Raw genomic sequence first — 15,604 nt, forward strand, 5'->3', positions numbered from 1 at the left:
ATGGGCCGCGATCAGGTGGCCCGGCTGATGCGCATCTGTGGAATCTCGGGCGCGGTGCGCGGCAAACGCCGCACCATCACCACCACCTCCGAGCAGGGTGCACCACGGCACCCGGATCTGATCGAGCGCAAGTGGGGCCTGCCGGTGCGCCCGGATCAGTGGTGGGTGGCTGATTTCACCTACACCTGGACGCTGGCGGGGTTCGTCTACACGGCGTTCTGTGTCGACGTGTTCTCCCGACGCATTCTGGGCTGGCGGGTGATGTCGACCAAGGCCACTCCGTTGGTGACCAGTGTGCTCGAGCAGGCGGTGTTCACTCGTCGTAGGACTGATTTCCGTTTCACTACAACGGGTTTGGTGCACCACTCGGATGCGGGAAGCCAATACACATCGCTGGCTTTCACCGACGCACTGCGCGACTCAGGGATCGCCGGCTCGATCGGATCGGTCGGCGACGCCCTCGACAACGCGTTGATGGAATCGGCGATCGGCCTCTACAAGACCGAGCTGATCGACCGCCACCAATCCTGGACCGGGCGTGCCGAAGTCGAACGCGAAACCGCGGCCTGGGTGCACTGGTACAACACCGACCGCCTGCACTCCTCCCTGAGCTACCAGTCGCCGATCGACTACGAGGCCCAGTACCGTAATGACGCCGCCTCAACACCGGAGGTGGCCTAACCGAGGTCTCCATCCAGACCAGGACGGTTCATCATGGCGGCGGCTCAGGGCAGGATCGGCACATAGGGGAACGTGCTGGTCGGTGGCATGGTGACGGAGTTCTTGCCGATGGCTTGGCTGATCGGGGTGTTGGTGGCCAGGCTGAACATCACTTCGGGGGCGTTGTCGATCAGGGATCGGCCGTTGAAGCCGGCGAAGCTGAATGCTGCAGATGTGCCGACGGTGTAGGGCAGCAAGTTGGGCAAGAGGCGGCGGGCGATGAGGGCGCCGAGGGCGTCGGGGTCGGCGGCAGTGCCGTAGGCGGCGATGACGGCGGCGAGTTTGGCTGCTACGGAGTCTCCGTAGGTGGCGTAGTCGTCGCGGGGGTGTCCGGCGTTGAGATCGTCGCCGAGCTGCTCGTTGTACTGGGCGAGCAGCGGGGGGATCATCGGCAGCCCGACGCGGTTAATGGACCGCCAGCCGCCGGCGTCGGTGCCCAGCGAGGCCACAGCCCATACGCCGATGCGGTTGTCGTCGCGTCGGGGGATCAACTCGGCGTCGGGCAGTTCGAGGACCAGCGAGTACACACTTTGGCCGGCGAACAGGTTGGTGGCCTGATCGGCGTGCCAGCCGCTGAGGTCGATGACGGTGCCGTCTTGGACGGCGTGGCCGACGGCGTGCACGACGTCGGGTTCGATCCAGAACGGGTCACCGGCGCGGCCGGCCCAGACGCGTACGCCGGCGGGGCCGCTGGTGTCCTTGCCGGTGGTGCCGGTCAGCAGAAGTGTGCCCGTGGCCAAGGGGTCGCTCGCCTGGATACCGGAGGTGCGGTGCAGGGTGAAGTCCTGTAGGCCGTCTGGGGTGCGGTGGGTGAAGGTGAAGCGGTAGGTGAGGTCTTCGTTGGCGTCGCCGTCGAGGTCGATCTTGAATTCGTACATGCCTTCGGGGTGGAAGCCCGGCGTCGGGATGTCGCCGCCCAGGGAGTGGCAGACGTTGATGATGAGCACGGTTCCGGTCTCGCCGCGGAAGCAGTAGAGGTCGGTGATGTCGAGGCGGATGTCTTGGCGGGCGAGGGGTGAGTCGAGATGGTGGGACATGTGGCGCTCCTAGGGATCGAAGTAGTGGGTCAGGCGTGTTCGGCGATGATCTGGGTGTCGTTGAGCTGATCGATTTGGCCGGCGGTGAAGCCGAGTTCGGTGAGCACCTCGGTGCTGTGTTCACCGAGTGGTGGGCGCCGCTGATCTGGGGGGTTGAAGGCAGACAATATGATGGGGCTGCCCACGATGAGGAAGCTGCGGCGGTCTGCTTGGGCAACTTCGACGACGGGGCCGCTGGCGCGTAGGGCTGAGTCGTGGGCGATTTCTTTCATGCTGAGCACCGGGGCGCAGGGCACGTCGAATCGGCGCAGGATGTCGACGGCTTCATACTTGGTCTTGACAGCTAAGCCATTCTCGATGTCTGCGAAGACGTCGAACAGGTGGGGTTGGCGTGCGGTGGCGGTTACGTACGCGGGGTCGTTGATCCACTCGGGCCGCTCGACTGCGCGGCAGGTATGCCTGCCCCCAGTTCTGTTCCTCGATGGTGATGTACAGGTAGGCGTTCGGGTCATCTTGCCAGCCTTGGCATTTAAGCATCCAGCCGGGTCGGTCGCCACCGCGGCGTTGCCGCCGCGCGGCACGGTGTCGGTGAAGGTGCCGTTGGGGTATTGGGAATATTCCTCAACGCCACCATGCCGTTGAGGAAGCCGGGACCCGACATGGTGAGCAGCATGGCGGACTTGCCGGTGAGGTAGAGGGCCGCCGCGGCGGCGTGTCCGGCCGCCGACTCGTGGCGGAACTCGATGTAGCGGACTCGCAGGGGCCTGGGCCAGGAACGACAAATCGGTGATCGGGATTGCAACCACCACACCGTAGAGCGTGCCGACGTCGTTGTCCTTGAGCGCGTCGACAGCAGATGAAATCCGTCGGTCGTCGCGCCCGGTACGACCGGTAGGGCAGCAGAAGCTATTCACCGTGAACACCTGCGGTGCTGGTGGCCGACGTCCCGGCGGCTGAGCCGTTCGTCGCGAAGTCATTGCGGTGGTTGCTCAGGTAGTCGCGCAACGAGATCGGCTCGCGGCCAATCAAGGCACGTAGTGCGTCGGGGTCGGCGGGCAGTGACGTCGCACCTTGCACCGACACCGCGTGGCCGATCGACGAAATGTGCTGCGCCATCGAAGAGTTGACCACCGTTTCTCCGTCCTGGGAGGACAGGTCGATCAGTTCCTGGCGCCACTGGTGCTTGGTGACCGGCTCGAAGGTGATGGTCTCGCCCAGCACGTCGGTGAGCATGTCGGCGACGTCGTAGTGGCTCAACAACTCGGAGCCCTGCGGCCAGACCACCGATTCGGTGAACCGCTCGGGGTGCAGCAGCGCAACGACGCCGAGCTCTGCGGCGTCCTGCCCGCTGATCCACGCCATCTTCACCGACCCGAACGAGTTGCGGAACCTGTGCTCGCGCCGAATCGACGGCGCGTGCAGTACCTGCAGGTTCTGGTGGAACAACGCGCTGACGCGCAGGATCTGCAAGTCCAGACCGGCCCACTCCATGATCTGTTCGGCCAGCCATTGCGCCTTGCCCAGGTCGCTGGGATGGTCCTTCTGCGCTGGCCCCATCGACATCACCACGGTGCGAGGGAAGCGCCCCATTTCGCGCACTGCCGCGCCATAGTTGGCCGCCGCATCGACCACCCCCGCTGCGATGGGATAGGCGAAGTAGGCCAGGTCGACGTCGGCCAACGCCGGCAACAGACTGCGACGATCGTGGAGATCGCCGAGGACCACTTCGGCGCCAAGTTCCTCGAGTCGCTCGGTGCGCTCACTGCGGGTGCGGGCGAGGACTCGCACCACACGTCCCTCCTCTCGCAGCCGTGCCACCAAGTATTCGCCGGTGTTTCCGTGACGTCCGGTCGCACCGATCACCAAGATCGGGTTGCTCACGTTCGTAGCCAATGTTGTTCTCCTTCAGCGGTTATGCCGATCGGTCGCCGCGTTCCGGTGCTGAATCGGTGTCAGCGCCGGGCGGGTCTGAGGTATCGGCGGTGACGCTACCTCGCCACCGCACCGTTGTAAACCGATCTGTATGGTTTACTATGAGCGTGACCACCACCCGACTTTCCGCCGTGCTCGCCGACGTCCTCGACGCTCATGGTGGCCTTGCGCGCTGGAAGACCTACGACTACCTCGACGCCATGCTGGTCAGTGACGGACTGCTCTACGACCTCAAGGGCCAGCGCACCGACCGGACCCCACGACACGTCCGGGTCTCGCTGGGCCGTGTCGCCACGTCGATCGAGCCGTTCGGCGCCGTCGATCAGAGACTGAACTTCACCGCGGGGCGCACGGCCATCGAAAAGCTCGACGGCACGGTCGTTGCCGAAGCCGCCGACGTGCGGCCCAGCTTCGCCGGCCATGAGATTGAAAGCCCCTGGAACGCGTTGCAGCGGGCCTACTTCAGCGGCTACGCGCTATGGGGATACCTCAACAGTCCTTTCTTGCTGACGCTCCCCGAGGTGGGGCTGCATGCGGTCGCGCCGATCGAGCACGACGGCGACATCCTGGTCGGCATCGGCGCCGAATTCCCCGCCACCCTCCCCGTCCACAGCCGCCGTCAGCGGTTCTACTTCGACAACGCGCGCCTGCTGCGCCGCCACGACTACCACGTCGACATCGCCGGCGCCTTCCCTGCTAGCCAGTACCTCACCGACTACACCGTCGCTGACGGCTTCCCCGTCGCCCTGACCCGCCGCGCATACCGCCTCACCGACAGCGGCGAGGTCCCGAACGGCGAGAGTCCGATGGTGTCCATGCGTTTCGCCGAGGTTGCCTTTCAGAACCGATAGCGTGTCATACGCTACGCAATATCTCTGCAGCGCTACAGAATTAGTTCATAACTGCTGAGTCCGAGAGGCGGGATTGTAGGGATGTATACCGATCTGTATGCTTACCGGATATGAGCACTGCAGCGGCTAGCACACCGGGAACGCGCAGGAAGGGCCGGGGCGCCCGCGAACGGATCACCGCTGCGGCATCGGAGCTGTTCTACCGCCGCGGCATCCACGCCACCGGTGTCGACACGTTGATCGCACAGGCCGAGGTTTCCAAGCGCACCTTCTATCAGCACTTCCCGAGCAAGAACGCGCTCATCGAGACCTACCTGCGGGATGTCGAGGAACGGGGAGGATCTCCGATGGAGCGACGCCTGCAGCTTGACCTGGCCCCCCGCGAACGCCTGCTGACCATCTTCGACGCTGCAGCGGTCAAGCGGTTCCGTGGCTGCCCGTTCCACAACGCGGTAGTCGAACTCGCCGGCGAGGTTGAGGCCGTTGACGACATCGTGCGCGATCACAAACAACGCTTCAGCGAGCAGTTGGCCGCTGTCGCCGGCGACGCTGGCGCAGTCGATCCGTGGCAGCTCGCCCAGCAGCTACTTGTGCTCTTCGAGGGCGCCACGGCGCTGGCCACCACCCTCAACGATCTTTCCCCCATGGTCCATGCCCGCGCCGCCGCGGCGAACCTCATCGACCTCGGCTGCCGCCCCGCCGACGAGGACGGCGTCCCGCAGCCAGCAGCTGCCCCCACCAGCTAGAAACGACGTTCACCATCGCACAGAGGCGCAGACAACCCGCCAGACGGAGAAACCGCATGAACATCACCGGCAACACCATCTTCATCCCCGGCGCGACGAGCGGCATCGGGCTTGCACTCGCCACCGCACTCAGCGCGAAGGGCAACAAGGTCATCATCGGCGGTCGGCGCACCGACAAGCTCGACGAAATCACCGGGGCCTACCCGCAGATCAAAGCGGTTCCGATCGACATCGCCGATCCCCACTCCGTCACCACTGCCGCCGCCGAAGTCCTCCAACGCTGCCCGGACCTGAACGTCGTCATCGCGATGGCCGGTGTCATGCGCGTCGAGGACTGGCACCATCCCGAGAGCTTCCTGGACTCCGCGCAACAGGTCGTCAACACGAATCTGCTCGGCCCTATTCGCCTGCTCGGGGCATTCCTCGAGCACCTGCAGACACGCCCCGACGCCACCTTTGTCACCGTGTCCTCCGGGCTGGCCTTCGTACCCCTGAAGGTCGTGCCGAGCTATAACGCCTCCAAAGCCGCGGTTCACATGCTGACCGAATCGCTGCGGCTTCAGCTAGCCGATACCTCCATCACGTTTCTGGAATTGGTGCCGCCGTCAGTGGCGACCGACCTTTTACCGGGTCAGCGCGACAGCGACATCGCTATGCCTGTCGAAGATTTCGTCGACGAAGTACTCACTATCATTGAACGTCAACCAGAAGCCCACGAGATACTCGTCGACCGTGTGAAAACCCTCCGGTACGCCGAAGCGCACGGCGACTACCAGCGCGTGGTCGCCGACCTCAACGCTTCAGATCCACACGCACGGCCGTAACGCGGCCGGAGACTCTCAGCCCCACCACCCGTCGTTGCCACGCCTCCTCACCTGCGCGACCTCGCCAATCGAACGCACCAGAGTGCATGTGGCGAAAGCCGGCCTTCCAGCCGGCGGAGATCCAAGGTGGTGACTTTGATGCTGGCGTGAGTCTGCGGGCTCGCCTCATGGCTTCACCTCCGCAGCTGCTGTTCTTCGGCGAGCCGGCTGCACCCAGCCTATTGCCAGTTCGTGCAGTCGTCGGTTGTTTGCGTCGGATTCCGTTGAGCCGCTCGCTGAATCGAAGAGCACCAGCGCCGTCGCGGCCCTCGCGGAGCGCATGGTGCGTACTTCAGCACACTAGGGCCGAGGCTGTATGGTGAGGTGTTAGTGCGCAAGGGCGATCCCGGTGGCCGCTCCGCCGAGGACGGCGAGTACGCGGGTGTTTCCCGTAGATAATTCGACCTGGCGGATGTAGCCGGAAAGGTCAGACACGTAGGCGACGTCATCGGTCAGATTAAGCGCGACGCCGATGGGTTCGGAGAACCCTCTTGCGACGACTTCAGGCGTGACCCCTTTCGTCCCGAATGGGGGAACGGGTGCACGATTCAGTGTGTTTCCGTTCGGTGGCGCTCCCCGGTCGGTCCAGTACAGGGTCTGGCGATCCTCGTCGAGTTCGAGGTCGATCGGTTCGGGTAAGCCATTCCAGAGCACCTCGATGTCCTGTCGCGTCTCGGCAGTCGCATCCTGCGGAATCTCCAGAGAAGCGCGAAGTATTCGCCCCCTACCCCCGTCGGCGGGACCTTTCTGAGTCCAGTAGAGCCATCCGTTGGACGTGTCGATCGCGATGCCGACGCACTCGCGCTCGGCCGGAGGGAGTTGCGATTCTGCGTTGCTGATCAGCTGGGTGACATCGGAGCCGTCGCGTTCGCAGCGGTAAACCGCGCCCCCTTCGCGATCACACCAGAACAGGCGTCCTGTGCCGGGATCGGTGGCCAACTGCTTCCCAGTGGTGAATTTTCCCCTGTCCACGACGATTTCAGGATCTCCTCCGGTGATGGGTACCCTTTGGATTGAGCCGTTGCGGGCGGTGAACGGTGGCTCGTGTGCGGGGTCCAGTGGCGTGTCGGGACGGCCCATCAGGGTGAAGTAGACGTAACCCTGGGCCTCATCGACAGCGATGCCGTCGGGCGCCTCCTCGATGCCGATGGTTAGGTTCTCGATGTCGCCCGTGTCGAGGTAAATACGGTGGACGCCACCGCGAATGAGGTCGAGCGCATAGAGTCTGGATGGCGTTGCCGATGTCATACCTACTCCTGCGTGTTCGTTATGTGGTGCCGGCTTCCTCTGAGATGCCCTTAAGAGCGGCCAGGAAGGCATTGCGGCGTAACCCCTGTGTGGGGTCGTCGTCGATCGCGAGCTGCAGTACAGCTCCGACGTTGGCGGCGATGACGACCTGCGCGGCGACGTCGATTGCAACGGTCAACCGCCGGCCGGCCGCACGCACGGTCGCATCGATGAAGGGTTCGATGCCCTGCCTCAGCAAATCACTGTGCGAAGTCAACGCGGCTGCAATGTCCTGGCGTGCCCGAGCCCGGACGGCGAAGGATGCGCGGATGACATACCAATCGATGTCAGCCGGGACCACCTCCACGAGCACGTCGGCGGCCTCTTCCAACGTCGTGGCCGTTGTTTTGGCCGCGGCGTCGGCCATCCGGTCGAGCAAGTTAGTGCTCTGGCGTTCGTAGAGAGCGAAAAAGACGTCCTCGACGGTCTTGAAGTTGGAGTAGAAGGCGCCGCGTGTGAAGCCCGAACATCGGCAGATGTCATCGATGGACACCTGAGTCGTGCCCCGCTGCGCGAACAGCTCGGCAGAGGCATCAAGGAGTCGATTCCTTGTGTTCGAACGCTTGCGCTGCGCCCCATAAGCCACCACTAGATACCCTTCCCGCTGTGTTCGATTCATTCTATACTGAATACACATCGAATCGAAAGGCGCGCCGTGCATGCCACCCTGCCCACCCATCTCACCGACCGCCCCGTCGCCGTCATCGGCGCCGGCACACTGGGCCGACGCATCGCCGCGGTGTTCTCGGCCGCAGGAAGTGCGGTCAGGATCGCGGACATAGACGCGAGCCAACGCGACGGCGCACTCCGATACATCACGGAAGAAGTCCCCGCCCTTGCCGCGCGCAGTGGCCGCACACCGGGGGAGGTCTCTACCGGCGCTGACGTTGAGACCGCAGTACCGGGCGCCTGGCTCGTCATCGAAGCCGTCCCCGAGCGTCTTGACATCAAGCGTCCTCTATTTGGCGCGTTGGATCGGGTGGCTGACTCTGACGCCATCCTTGCCACGAACTCGTCGTCTTACGCATCCCGATTAGTCGTTGACGAAGTGGCGCACCGTAATCGCGTACTCAACATGCACTTCGCAATGCCGCCGCAGAACATGGCAGTGGAGCTAATGTCTGACGGCGAAACAGATCCGGCAGTCATCGAATTCCTCGTCGCTCGCTTACCGGACTTCGGCCTGTTGCCCTTTGTCGCGCGGAGGGAAAGCACCGGATTCATCTTCAACCGGATCTGGGCCGCGATCAAACGCGAGTCCCTGGAGGTTGTGGCCGCGGGGGTCAGCACGCCGCAAGAGGTTGACGCAATCATGGTTGCGAACCTGGCCATCGCCGAGGGGCCGTTTCGGCTAATGGACCGAGTAGGCCTCGACATCGTCCTCGATATCGAAGAGCACTACGCGGCCGAAAATCCCTATCTACCTATAGGGCCTCGGCGCCTGTTGCACGAGTATGTGGACTCGGGTCGATTGGGGGTGAAAGCTGGAGAGGGGTTTTACAAATGGCCCGGCGATGCAGCGGTATGTGACAACCCCACCAGCGGGTAACGACAACGCCCTCAACGACAGCCGCCGCCGGCTTCGAGTCGATGTAGAAGGTTCACGAGGCGACGGGCGATCCCGAGGCCCATGGCTTGTTCGCCTGCAGGTGAGTGGTGACGCTCGCACCGAAATCATGACTGTAACACCACTGTGGACCGTGACTCACACGTGGCCGAGCGCGGCCCGGAGTCAAGGTTCACCGTGCCGCCGTGTTCGAAGGTCGGGGCGCGCCGCCGGATGGTGTCCCGTCTCAGTGCAGTTGGCGGACGCCGCCTGGTAGCCGCTAATTCGATTGAAGCATCGCGACAGGTTTGAGTCGCAATCTAGTTGGCGGTTCCAGATCCAGCACGAACCGCACAGACCTGCCGGCGCACCCAGTCTCGCTTCAGTCACGAGTAGATCATCGTGTCGGGCAGCGGGGAGATCGAATTGCTCGCCGAGGTGACACACAGACGACCAGATGCCAATGCTCTGCTCTGCTCTCGCGCTCCACCCCCGCAGCGGCCAGTTCCACTTCACCGTACGACCCTCGTCTGAGACGCTTTTCGCGCGGTCCGGGCGCCACCGATCACTCGACTTGCCCGCACGTAGATGGTCGACGTGCCGGCCCGCCAGAACGAACTGATCCAGTCCGGCGTGGGTGAGGGGAGTGGTGCCATCGCCGAGGGAGCGAAGGAGTTCTTGGACCTTATCTGACCGCTTCCACGTGATGATGCTTTCGGCGCGATCGGCTGCGCACAGGGCGTCGATGAGTTGACAAAAGCCCGCGGGGGAGTTGGCGTGCCCGAACGTTCTCTCGAGATCCTCACGGAGGCTGCACCGCGCGCATACCTTGCCGCGGTAGGGCCGGCGCTCCTCGTTGCATGACGTGCAGTAGAAGTTCTGGCGGATGCGGGCGCAGTCTCGACACACCGCTTGATCGCCGATGTCCAGTCGGCCCGGTAGAAGGCGGTGAAATCCGCAGCTGGGGCAGTCGCCGTAGAGGCTAGTTGCTTCGTAGTAGCAGGAATTGCAGATGCGGCCGTCTGGCCATGTTGCTGCCGTGCGCCGCATCTCGCGGTGGCAACGAGCGCACTCCATTGATCCGTCGGTGACTTTTGGTCGTCCGCGTACGGTATTCCGGCGTTGCGGTTCAATCGTCATCGCTGAGGATCCGAGCACGCTTGGGGCGGATGGCCTTATTGAGTTCTACGACGTTTTCTCGGCCAGCGCGGCCTTCTTGCGAGCGTCCGCAGCAGTAACCGTGACGAGATCATCTGGGCCGCAGTCGAAGATGTCGCAGAGCGCGGCGATGAGCTTCAGAGAAACTCGTTCGGGTCGTTGGTGGACGAGCCGGTAGACCTGGGGCCGTGACAGCGTGATCCCGCGTTCGTTCAGCCGAGGCATGAGATCGGTGCTGTTGTGCATCTGGTTGCTTGCCATGAGCTCGGCGAGGCGCCATTGGTAATCGACATCGCGTTTCATCCGGCGCCACCGTTCTGCGTCGGAGACAGCGCGGCAGCGATGGTTGCGTCGAGCGCGTTTCGCAGTGTCCGGGTTCGGTAGTCACTGCTGACACAGCTATAGATCGCCGTGGTGGAAGCGTGCTCATGACCCATTTGGTGTTGAACGAACATCGCGTCCCAGCCTGCCTCGAGCAGGTGCGTTGCGTAGGACCGGCGGAACGAATGGAGGTCGAGGCCGGGCGAGAGGTCGAGGTCGTCGCAGTAGCGGCGGAACCGCCTGATGAGTGTGGTTTCCGAGACAAGATTTCCGCGTTCGCTGGGGAACAGGTCGATCCCGTCGTCCATATGGGGTTGACCATTCTCCAGCCAGTCGACCAGCACTTCGGGCGTCCAGTCGAAGACTGTCAGGACGCTGCGGCGCTTCGGCGGGGAGCCCTTCTTCGCTTTGCCATATCGCACATGAACCAGTCCGAACTTTCCGAACTCTTTAGCGTGGGGGTTCCTTGCGAAGTCGACCGTCTGCAAGTGGGCCAGTTCGTTGAACCGCAAGCCATACGAGTAGGCGATCTTGAACATCACGGCGTCGCGGTATGCGGGCAGCCAACCCTTTCTGCCCGAAGCTACGACGGCAGACACCTGCTCGTCAGCATGATCGAAGAAGTCTTGAAGTTCGCGCTTGGTGAATGCGCGTTTCTCGGGTTGGGCCTCGTTCTCCTGGACGTGTCGAGCGGTGTTCCAGTCGAAGAAGACCTGGGATGGGTGGGTCCCGAACAGTGCTTCGCAGACGCGGTCCCAGCCGTAGTCCGGATTGCTGACATAGGAGCAGAACTGTCGCAGGCCGACCTGATACGAGCGGATCGACGACTGGGCGAGTTTGTGGATACTACGAAGGTCGCCGAAGAACTCGTCGACCATGGCGACGGTCCAGGTCCATGGGAACTCGTTCGAGTGCTCGATGAAGCGCTGCACCTGCTTGATGCGGGCGTCGATAGTCTCGAACTGCAGATTGCGGCTGAGCTGCTGGTTGCGCCAGCCCTGGAGCATTTCGGCGACTGTCTGTTCTTCGGGGTGCAGGGGCCTGACCGCGTCAACGAGATATGCACGTCCGACGTCGTCGACTGCCACCCGAAACTCCTGCCATCTTTGTATCAACAGATGAATCAATGATTCATCTGTTGCATCATCAAGTCAAGACCCCAGGTCAGCGTGTCGCCAGAACGGTTCACGGGTGCAGTGAGCATGGCTGCCGATACGAGTTCGCAGAGCGGGACGGTGGACGCAAAGTGTTGCAACGCAGCCCAAACCAACGGGAGCAGTGGTGGCCGGCAAGCGGCCAGGCGTTGATTCATCTGATGCAATATGCAGTGGTTTACTTGACATAATGTGGCTTATCGGTAGACAAGAGATGCGAGTCGCATCAGGCGCAAGTCGCATCAGGCGCAAGGAGTCGCCTCGCCGCTACCGCGCCCTTTGTTCAAGCGTGTCGCCGGTCTCCGCCCGGCGCATCATGCGCTGTTGCCCATGCCCTGCAGCTTTGCATTACGTCCCAACCATTTGGTGACTGATTTCGCCGTAGTGATGAAATACCGCGTGCACGTGCCGTTCCCATCGTCCGACTTGCCGGCATGCGTTGGGCGCACCGGCCCCCTCTTGGGATGCCTCGCCGGAAAACGTCACGGTGACGAATTCGTATGCGGCGCTGGGCCTATTGATTCTCTGGTCCGTGGCCCCGCCATCGACGCATCGAGCTGCCCGCCGCCACCGTCTCGTTCCGGGACGACTATCCCGACTGATTGGCCATCGAGACGGGAATGTCGTTCTGTGGCTCTACCGGTATGTGGACCTCGTGACGCTTCCGAGCTGGTGGCGAATCGACATTCGCCCCAATCCGCCAAGGGTGCTCGCTGACGGCGCACTTGCCCAACCGCAACGGCACCACATTTCGTCACCGTGACGCATTGAAGATGCTACTGGCCCGCCGAACACCAAGCGCCGGTTATCCCACACTGACCAGTTCGTCACGACACCGCGACCGGCAGGCCGTCCAGCAGGTGACCCATCCGATCCCGTTTGGTTCTCAGATAACTGATGTTGCTCTCCGTCACCGACACCGGGGTACGCACCCGCTGCACGACGAGCCCGGCCGACTCGAGTGCGTCCACCTTCGCCGGATTGTTGGTCATCAACCGCACCCGCATGACCCCCATGTTGCCCGCGAGACACTAAGGCGCTTGCATAACATCGCGCTGCGTTTGGTGGATTGTTGCTTCGCGCACGCGTCTAAGATCCGCTCGACTGGCCACATCCGTGCCCTTCGGCAAACATTATTGACTTCTGCGAAGAATTTGGCGGCGTCGGTCGGGCGACTATGGCACGATGCTGCGGAGATTATCGCGCAGGGGGATTCAGTGGGTTTCTACGTCCGCAAGAGTTTGAGTGCCGGACCGTTCCGGTTCAATCTCAGCAAGTCCGGTGTCGGGGTCAGCGTCGGCGTGCCAGGGTTCCGCGTCGGCACCGGGCCCCGGGGCAACTATGTCCACATGGGTCGAGACGGCGTCTACTACCGCACCACGCTGAACGGACCGACGGCCCCGGCTTCCGCACCGAGGCCCGCGCCGGCGGCCTTTCAGCCCAGCGGCATCCTGATGGAGGATGTCACCGGCGCGACCGCCGTCGAGCTCGCCCCGACCGGCGGCGGCGACATTGTCGAGCAACTCAACACTGCCGCCTCCCGCACCCCGTGGGGATGGTGGGTCACTGCGGCCACGGTATTACTCGGTTTGATCAGCCTGCCGTGGGGACTGATCGTGTGGGCGCTGCTCGCTCCGCTGTGCATCTGGATGGTGCTCAACGACCGGGCCCGCAAGACCGTCATTCTGTTCTACGACGTCGAAGACGAACACTTCACCTGGTTCGACACGCTCGTGCGCATGTGGCCCTGGCTCAGCGAATCGCAAAAACTGTGGCGGGTCCTACAGGCAGGCAACGTAGCAACCACCCATCAATTCAAAACGAACTCAGGCGCCAGCCGCATCATCAACCGCGTCGACGTCGCCGCGGCCACCACCGGCCCCAAGGCGCTCTCGATCAACATCGCCGTCCCGTCGATCACTGCCGGCAAGGCCGCACTGTACCTTCTTCCCGACCGCATCCTGGTGCGCGACGGCAACCGCTTCAGTGACATCAACTACGCCCACCTGACCGTGCACTCGGGTGACACACGCTTCATCGAAAGCAATGCCACCCCGCGCGATGCTGTCCAGGTTGATCAGACCTGGCAGTACGTCAACGTCCGGGGCGGCCCCGACCGCCGCTACAAGAACAACCGCGTACTGCCGATCATGCGTTACGGCACACTCGACCTCACGAGCTCGCACGGCCTGCAGTGGCAACTCCAGATCTCCCGCGCCGACGCCGCTGCCCCGGTCGCCCGCGCCATCACTGCCGCTCCCCCACTCCAGAGTCCGACATCGCCTCCAGCCGTGCAACATTTACCAGCACCCGCCAAGCGCACCCCTGCCCCGCCTGCACCTGTCGCACCGACAACCGCACGCCTGATCGCGTCGCCGGTCGCCGCCCTTACCACTCGGTCCAAGAAGGCGCCGATTACTCGCACGGTTCTCACCCGCCGCGCGACCGCCTACCCGGCGTCAGAGGCGACCTTCACCGCCATCGATCTGGAAACCACCGGCCTCGATCCAGCCAAAGACCGGATCGTGGAGATCGGGCTGGTCAAGTTCAGCGCCGACGGCACCATCCTGGATGAATTCGCCACGCTGATCAACAGCCCCGGGTCGGACCCCGAGGCCCGCGCCATCCATCAGATCGTCGACGACGATCTGGTCGGCGCGCCATCGATCGAACAAGCCCTTCCCGAGGTACTGGCATTCATCGACGGCACCATTCTGGTTGCCCACAACTGTGAATTCGAGGAGGGATTCCTCGCCGCCGCAGCGCGTCACGCAAAGGTCAAACTGCCCAGAATTGTTGTCCTGTGCACACTTCAGACCTCACGGCGACAACTCGACGGCCGTGCCTTCAGCCTCACCGCGATGTACAAGACGGCCACCGGAGGCTGGTCTGACCAGAAGCACACCGCGCTCGGTGACGCACGCGCAGTCCGAGAGGTACTGCTATGGCTACTCACCAACGCCCCGACACCGCTCTACCTCACCGCAGGACCGCTCACCCCACAAGCAACAACATTCACCGAATGCCCCATCAGCTGCCGGCCGGTCCCACTATCACGTGGCTCCGTCGCCGAACTGCTCAACTCATTCCCCCAATCGCCCCATCCGCGCTCCGGTGATCCCGCACAAGCACAGCAATATGTCGCCCTGCTCACCGATGCCGTTGAAGACGGTCGACTGACCTACGACGAAGCCGACGCGCTCACCCGCCAGGCACGAGCGACACGTCTGACCGGCTCACAACTCAAGACACTGCACCACACTGCATGGAACGAGACCTATCCCGACAGCAAGGCGCACGATTGGCACCTCCTGTCGCCTGTCCAACGCCGCGAAATGTACCTGCTCGCCGACGCACTCGGCCTATCCGAACTGAGCATCCAAATCGACGACGTCATCCAACAATGCGCCGAACCCTCTCCCCCGCCGGAAGCTCGCTACCTGAAAAGTCTTCGTATCGCGATCGTTGGTGACCACAATGAAGTCATCGACTTGCGAGAGCGCGCAGAAAGCTTCGGCGCCAAACTCGCGGTCAACGTCACCAAAACTGTCCAATGGATGGTCAGCACCACTCCCGACGCCACCGACTCCGGTCACACCACAGCACGAAAACTCGGGATACCGATCATCACCCCCGCCGAAGGCGCCACTCGCCTGGACGACGCCATCCGCGAAGCCGAACTCAAAGCCTACGAACGACAACGCGAACTCGACCGTCACGCCGCACTACGACAGCAACGAGCAGACGAAGCCGACGCATACTGGCGCCCAACCTGGCGATCTACCGAACTCGACCGCGACCCGGAACCACAACCCTGGTACGACTAGGTGTACGGGTCTGTCTGAATAACGGTGGATCTGATGGAGGTTCCCCAGTTTCAGTGGACACCTGAGATAGCGGGACGGTGTCCTGCTGGAAGGATGTCGACATGTCGCGGACGCGTCGGTCGTTCACACCGGAGTTCAAGGTGGAGGCTGCTCGTCGGGTGA

Annotated in this window: 12 protein-coding genes and 3 pseudogenes; 6 read left to right on the forward strand and 9 right to left on the reverse strand. The window is 63.2% G+C overall.

The genetic code is table 11. The features are described from left to right. Window positions 1-681: pseudogene (locus ASJ79_RS04130) on the forward strand (IS3-like element ISMsm1 family transposase); the annotation flags it as partial. A gap of 44 nt (window positions 682-725) precedes the next feature. Here ASJ79_RS04130 and ASJ79_RS04135 read toward each other — a convergent pair. The 4 genes and pseudogenes from ASJ79_RS04135 to ASJ79_RS04145 all read right to left on the reverse strand — a co-directional run bounded on the left by ASJ79_RS04135 (window position 726) and on the right by ASJ79_RS04145 (window position 3,638). Beyond that, entirely contained in the window at window positions 726-1,757 is a 1,032-nt protein-coding gene (locus ASJ79_RS04135; RefSeq protein WP_067953467.1) for a DUF4331 family protein, read from the reverse strand. Window positions 1,758-1,786: 29 nt separating this feature from the next. Further along, on the reverse strand, window positions 1,787-2,338 hold the full coding sequence (locus tag ASJ79_RS04140; protein ID WP_082753653.1) for a CoA transferase: 552 nt from the start codon (window positions 2,336-2,338) through the stop codon (window positions 1,787-1,789). Window positions 2,339-2,373: 35 nt separating this feature from the next. Beyond that, window positions 2,374-2,667, reverse strand: a pseudogene (locus ASJ79_RS30690) (thiamine pyrophosphate-binding protein); the annotation flags it as partial. Beyond that, entirely contained in the window at window positions 2,664-3,638 is a 975-nt protein-coding gene (locus tag ASJ79_RS04145; RefSeq protein WP_082753654.1) for an NmrA family NAD(P)-binding protein, read from the reverse strand. The gene ASJ79_RS04145 and the pseudogene ASJ79_RS30690, both read right to left, overlap by 4 nt. A gap of 152 nt (window positions 3,639-3,790) precedes the next feature. On the opposite strand from ASJ79_RS04145, the gene ASJ79_RS04150 reads away from it, so the two are divergent. From ASJ79_RS04150 to ASJ79_RS04160, 3 genes are all read left to right on the forward strand, one after another. Further along, window positions 3,791-4,540, forward strand: coding sequence for a hypothetical protein (locus ASJ79_RS04150; RefSeq protein WP_067953471.1), 750 nt, complete (start codon window positions 3,791-3,793; stop codon window positions 4,538-4,540). Window positions 4,541-4,650: 110 nt separating this feature from the next. Continuing rightward, window positions 4,651-5,286 carry a TetR/AcrR family transcriptional regulator gene (locus ASJ79_RS04155; protein WP_067953473.1) on the forward strand — a complete coding sequence of 212 codons (636 nt, stop codon included), beginning with the start codon at window positions 4,651-4,653 and terminating at the stop codon, window positions 5,284-5,286. Window positions 5,287-5,342: 56 nt separating this feature from the next. Further along, window positions 5,343-6,110 carry an SDR family oxidoreductase gene (locus tag ASJ79_RS04160; RefSeq protein ID WP_067953475.1) on the forward strand — a complete coding sequence of 256 codons (768 nt, stop codon included), beginning with the start codon at window positions 5,343-5,345 and terminating at the stop codon, window positions 6,108-6,110. A 366-nt stretch (window positions 6,111-6,476) separates the two neighbouring features. Here the strand turns inward: ASJ79_RS04160 and ASJ79_RS04165 are convergent, their stop codons facing one another. Together ASJ79_RS04165 and ASJ79_RS04170 are read right to left on the reverse strand one after the other, a co-directional pair. Further along, complete coding sequence (locus ASJ79_RS04165; protein ID WP_067953477.1) at window positions 6,477-7,397, reverse strand: hypothetical protein; 921 nt, start codon at window positions 7,395-7,397, stop codon at window positions 6,477-6,479. A 19-nt stretch (window positions 7,398-7,416) separates the two neighbouring features. Then, on the reverse strand, window positions 7,417-8,022 hold the full coding sequence (locus tag ASJ79_RS04170; RefSeq protein ID WP_231750714.1) for a TetR/AcrR family transcriptional regulator: 606 nt from the start codon (window positions 8,020-8,022) through the stop codon (window positions 7,417-7,419). Between the two features lie 69 nt (window positions 8,023-8,091). Between ASJ79_RS04170 and ASJ79_RS04175 the strand changes: the two genes are divergently transcribed. Continuing rightward, on the forward strand, window positions 8,092-8,985 hold the full coding sequence (locus ASJ79_RS04175) for a 3-hydroxyacyl-CoA dehydrogenase family protein (RefSeq protein WP_067953481.1): 894 nt from the start codon (window positions 8,092-8,094) through the stop codon (window positions 8,983-8,985). Window positions 8,986-10,111: 1,126 nt separating this feature from the next. On the opposite strand, the pseudogene ASJ79_RS04180 reads toward ASJ79_RS04175, so the two are convergent. The 3 genes and pseudogenes from ASJ79_RS04180 to ASJ79_RS33015 all read right to left on the reverse strand — a co-directional run bounded on the left by ASJ79_RS04180 (window position 10,112) and on the right by ASJ79_RS33015 (window position 12,631). Then, window positions 10,112-10,443: pseudogene (locus ASJ79_RS04180) on the reverse strand (helix-turn-helix domain-containing protein). Next, entirely contained in the window at window positions 10,440-11,549 is a 1,110-nt protein-coding gene (locus tag ASJ79_RS04185) for a site-specific integrase (RefSeq protein ID WP_067953483.1), read from the reverse strand. The pseudogene ASJ79_RS04180 and the gene ASJ79_RS04185 overlap by 4 nt, the downstream one beginning before the upstream one ends. 893 nt (window positions 11,550-12,442) lie before the next feature. Next, window positions 12,443-12,631 (reverse strand): hypothetical protein, encoded by a 189-nt coding sequence (locus ASJ79_RS33015; protein WP_067953484.1) that lies wholly within the window; start codon window positions 12,629-12,631, stop codon window positions 12,443-12,445. A gap of 24 nt (window positions 12,632-12,655) precedes the next feature. Here ASJ79_RS33015 and ASJ79_RS04195 point away from each other — a divergent pair, with 24 nt between their 5' ends. Beyond that, complete coding sequence (locus ASJ79_RS04195; RefSeq protein WP_231750716.1) at window positions 12,656-15,442, forward strand: DUF4236 domain-containing protein; 2,787 nt, start codon at window positions 12,656-12,658, stop codon at window positions 15,440-15,442. Window positions 15,443-15,604: the final 162 nt, after the last annotated feature.

This window comes from Mycobacterium sp. NAZ190054 (assembly GCF_001545925.1).
In the GTDB taxonomy this organism is placed as follows: domain Bacteria; phylum Actinomycetota; class Actinomycetes; order Mycobacteriales; family Mycobacteriaceae; genus Mycobacterium.

Coding starts and splice junctions, on each gene's coding strand:
- ASJ79_RS04135 (WP_067953467.1), bottom strand. CDS start 1,757: ATGTCCCACCATCTCGACTCACCCCTCGCCCGCCAAGACATCCGCCTC.
- ASJ79_RS33015 (WP_067953484.1), bottom strand. CDS start 12,631: ATGGGGGTCATGCGGGTGCGGTTGATGACCAACAATCCGGCGAAGGTG.
- ASJ79_RS04160 (WP_067953475.1), top strand. CDS start 5,343: ATGAACATCACCGGCAACACCATCTTCATCCCCGGCGCGACGAGCGGC.
- ASJ79_RS04155 (WP_067953473.1), top strand. CDS start 4,651: ATGAGCACTGCAGCGGCTAGCACACCGGGAACGCGCAGGAAGGGCCGG.
- ASJ79_RS04165 (WP_067953477.1), bottom strand. CDS start 7,397: ATGACATCGGCAACGCCATCCAGACTCTATGCGCTCGACCTCATTCGC.
- ASJ79_RS04150 (WP_067953471.1), top strand. CDS start 3,791: ATGAGCGTGACCACCACCCGACTTTCCGCCGTGCTCGCCGACGTCCTC.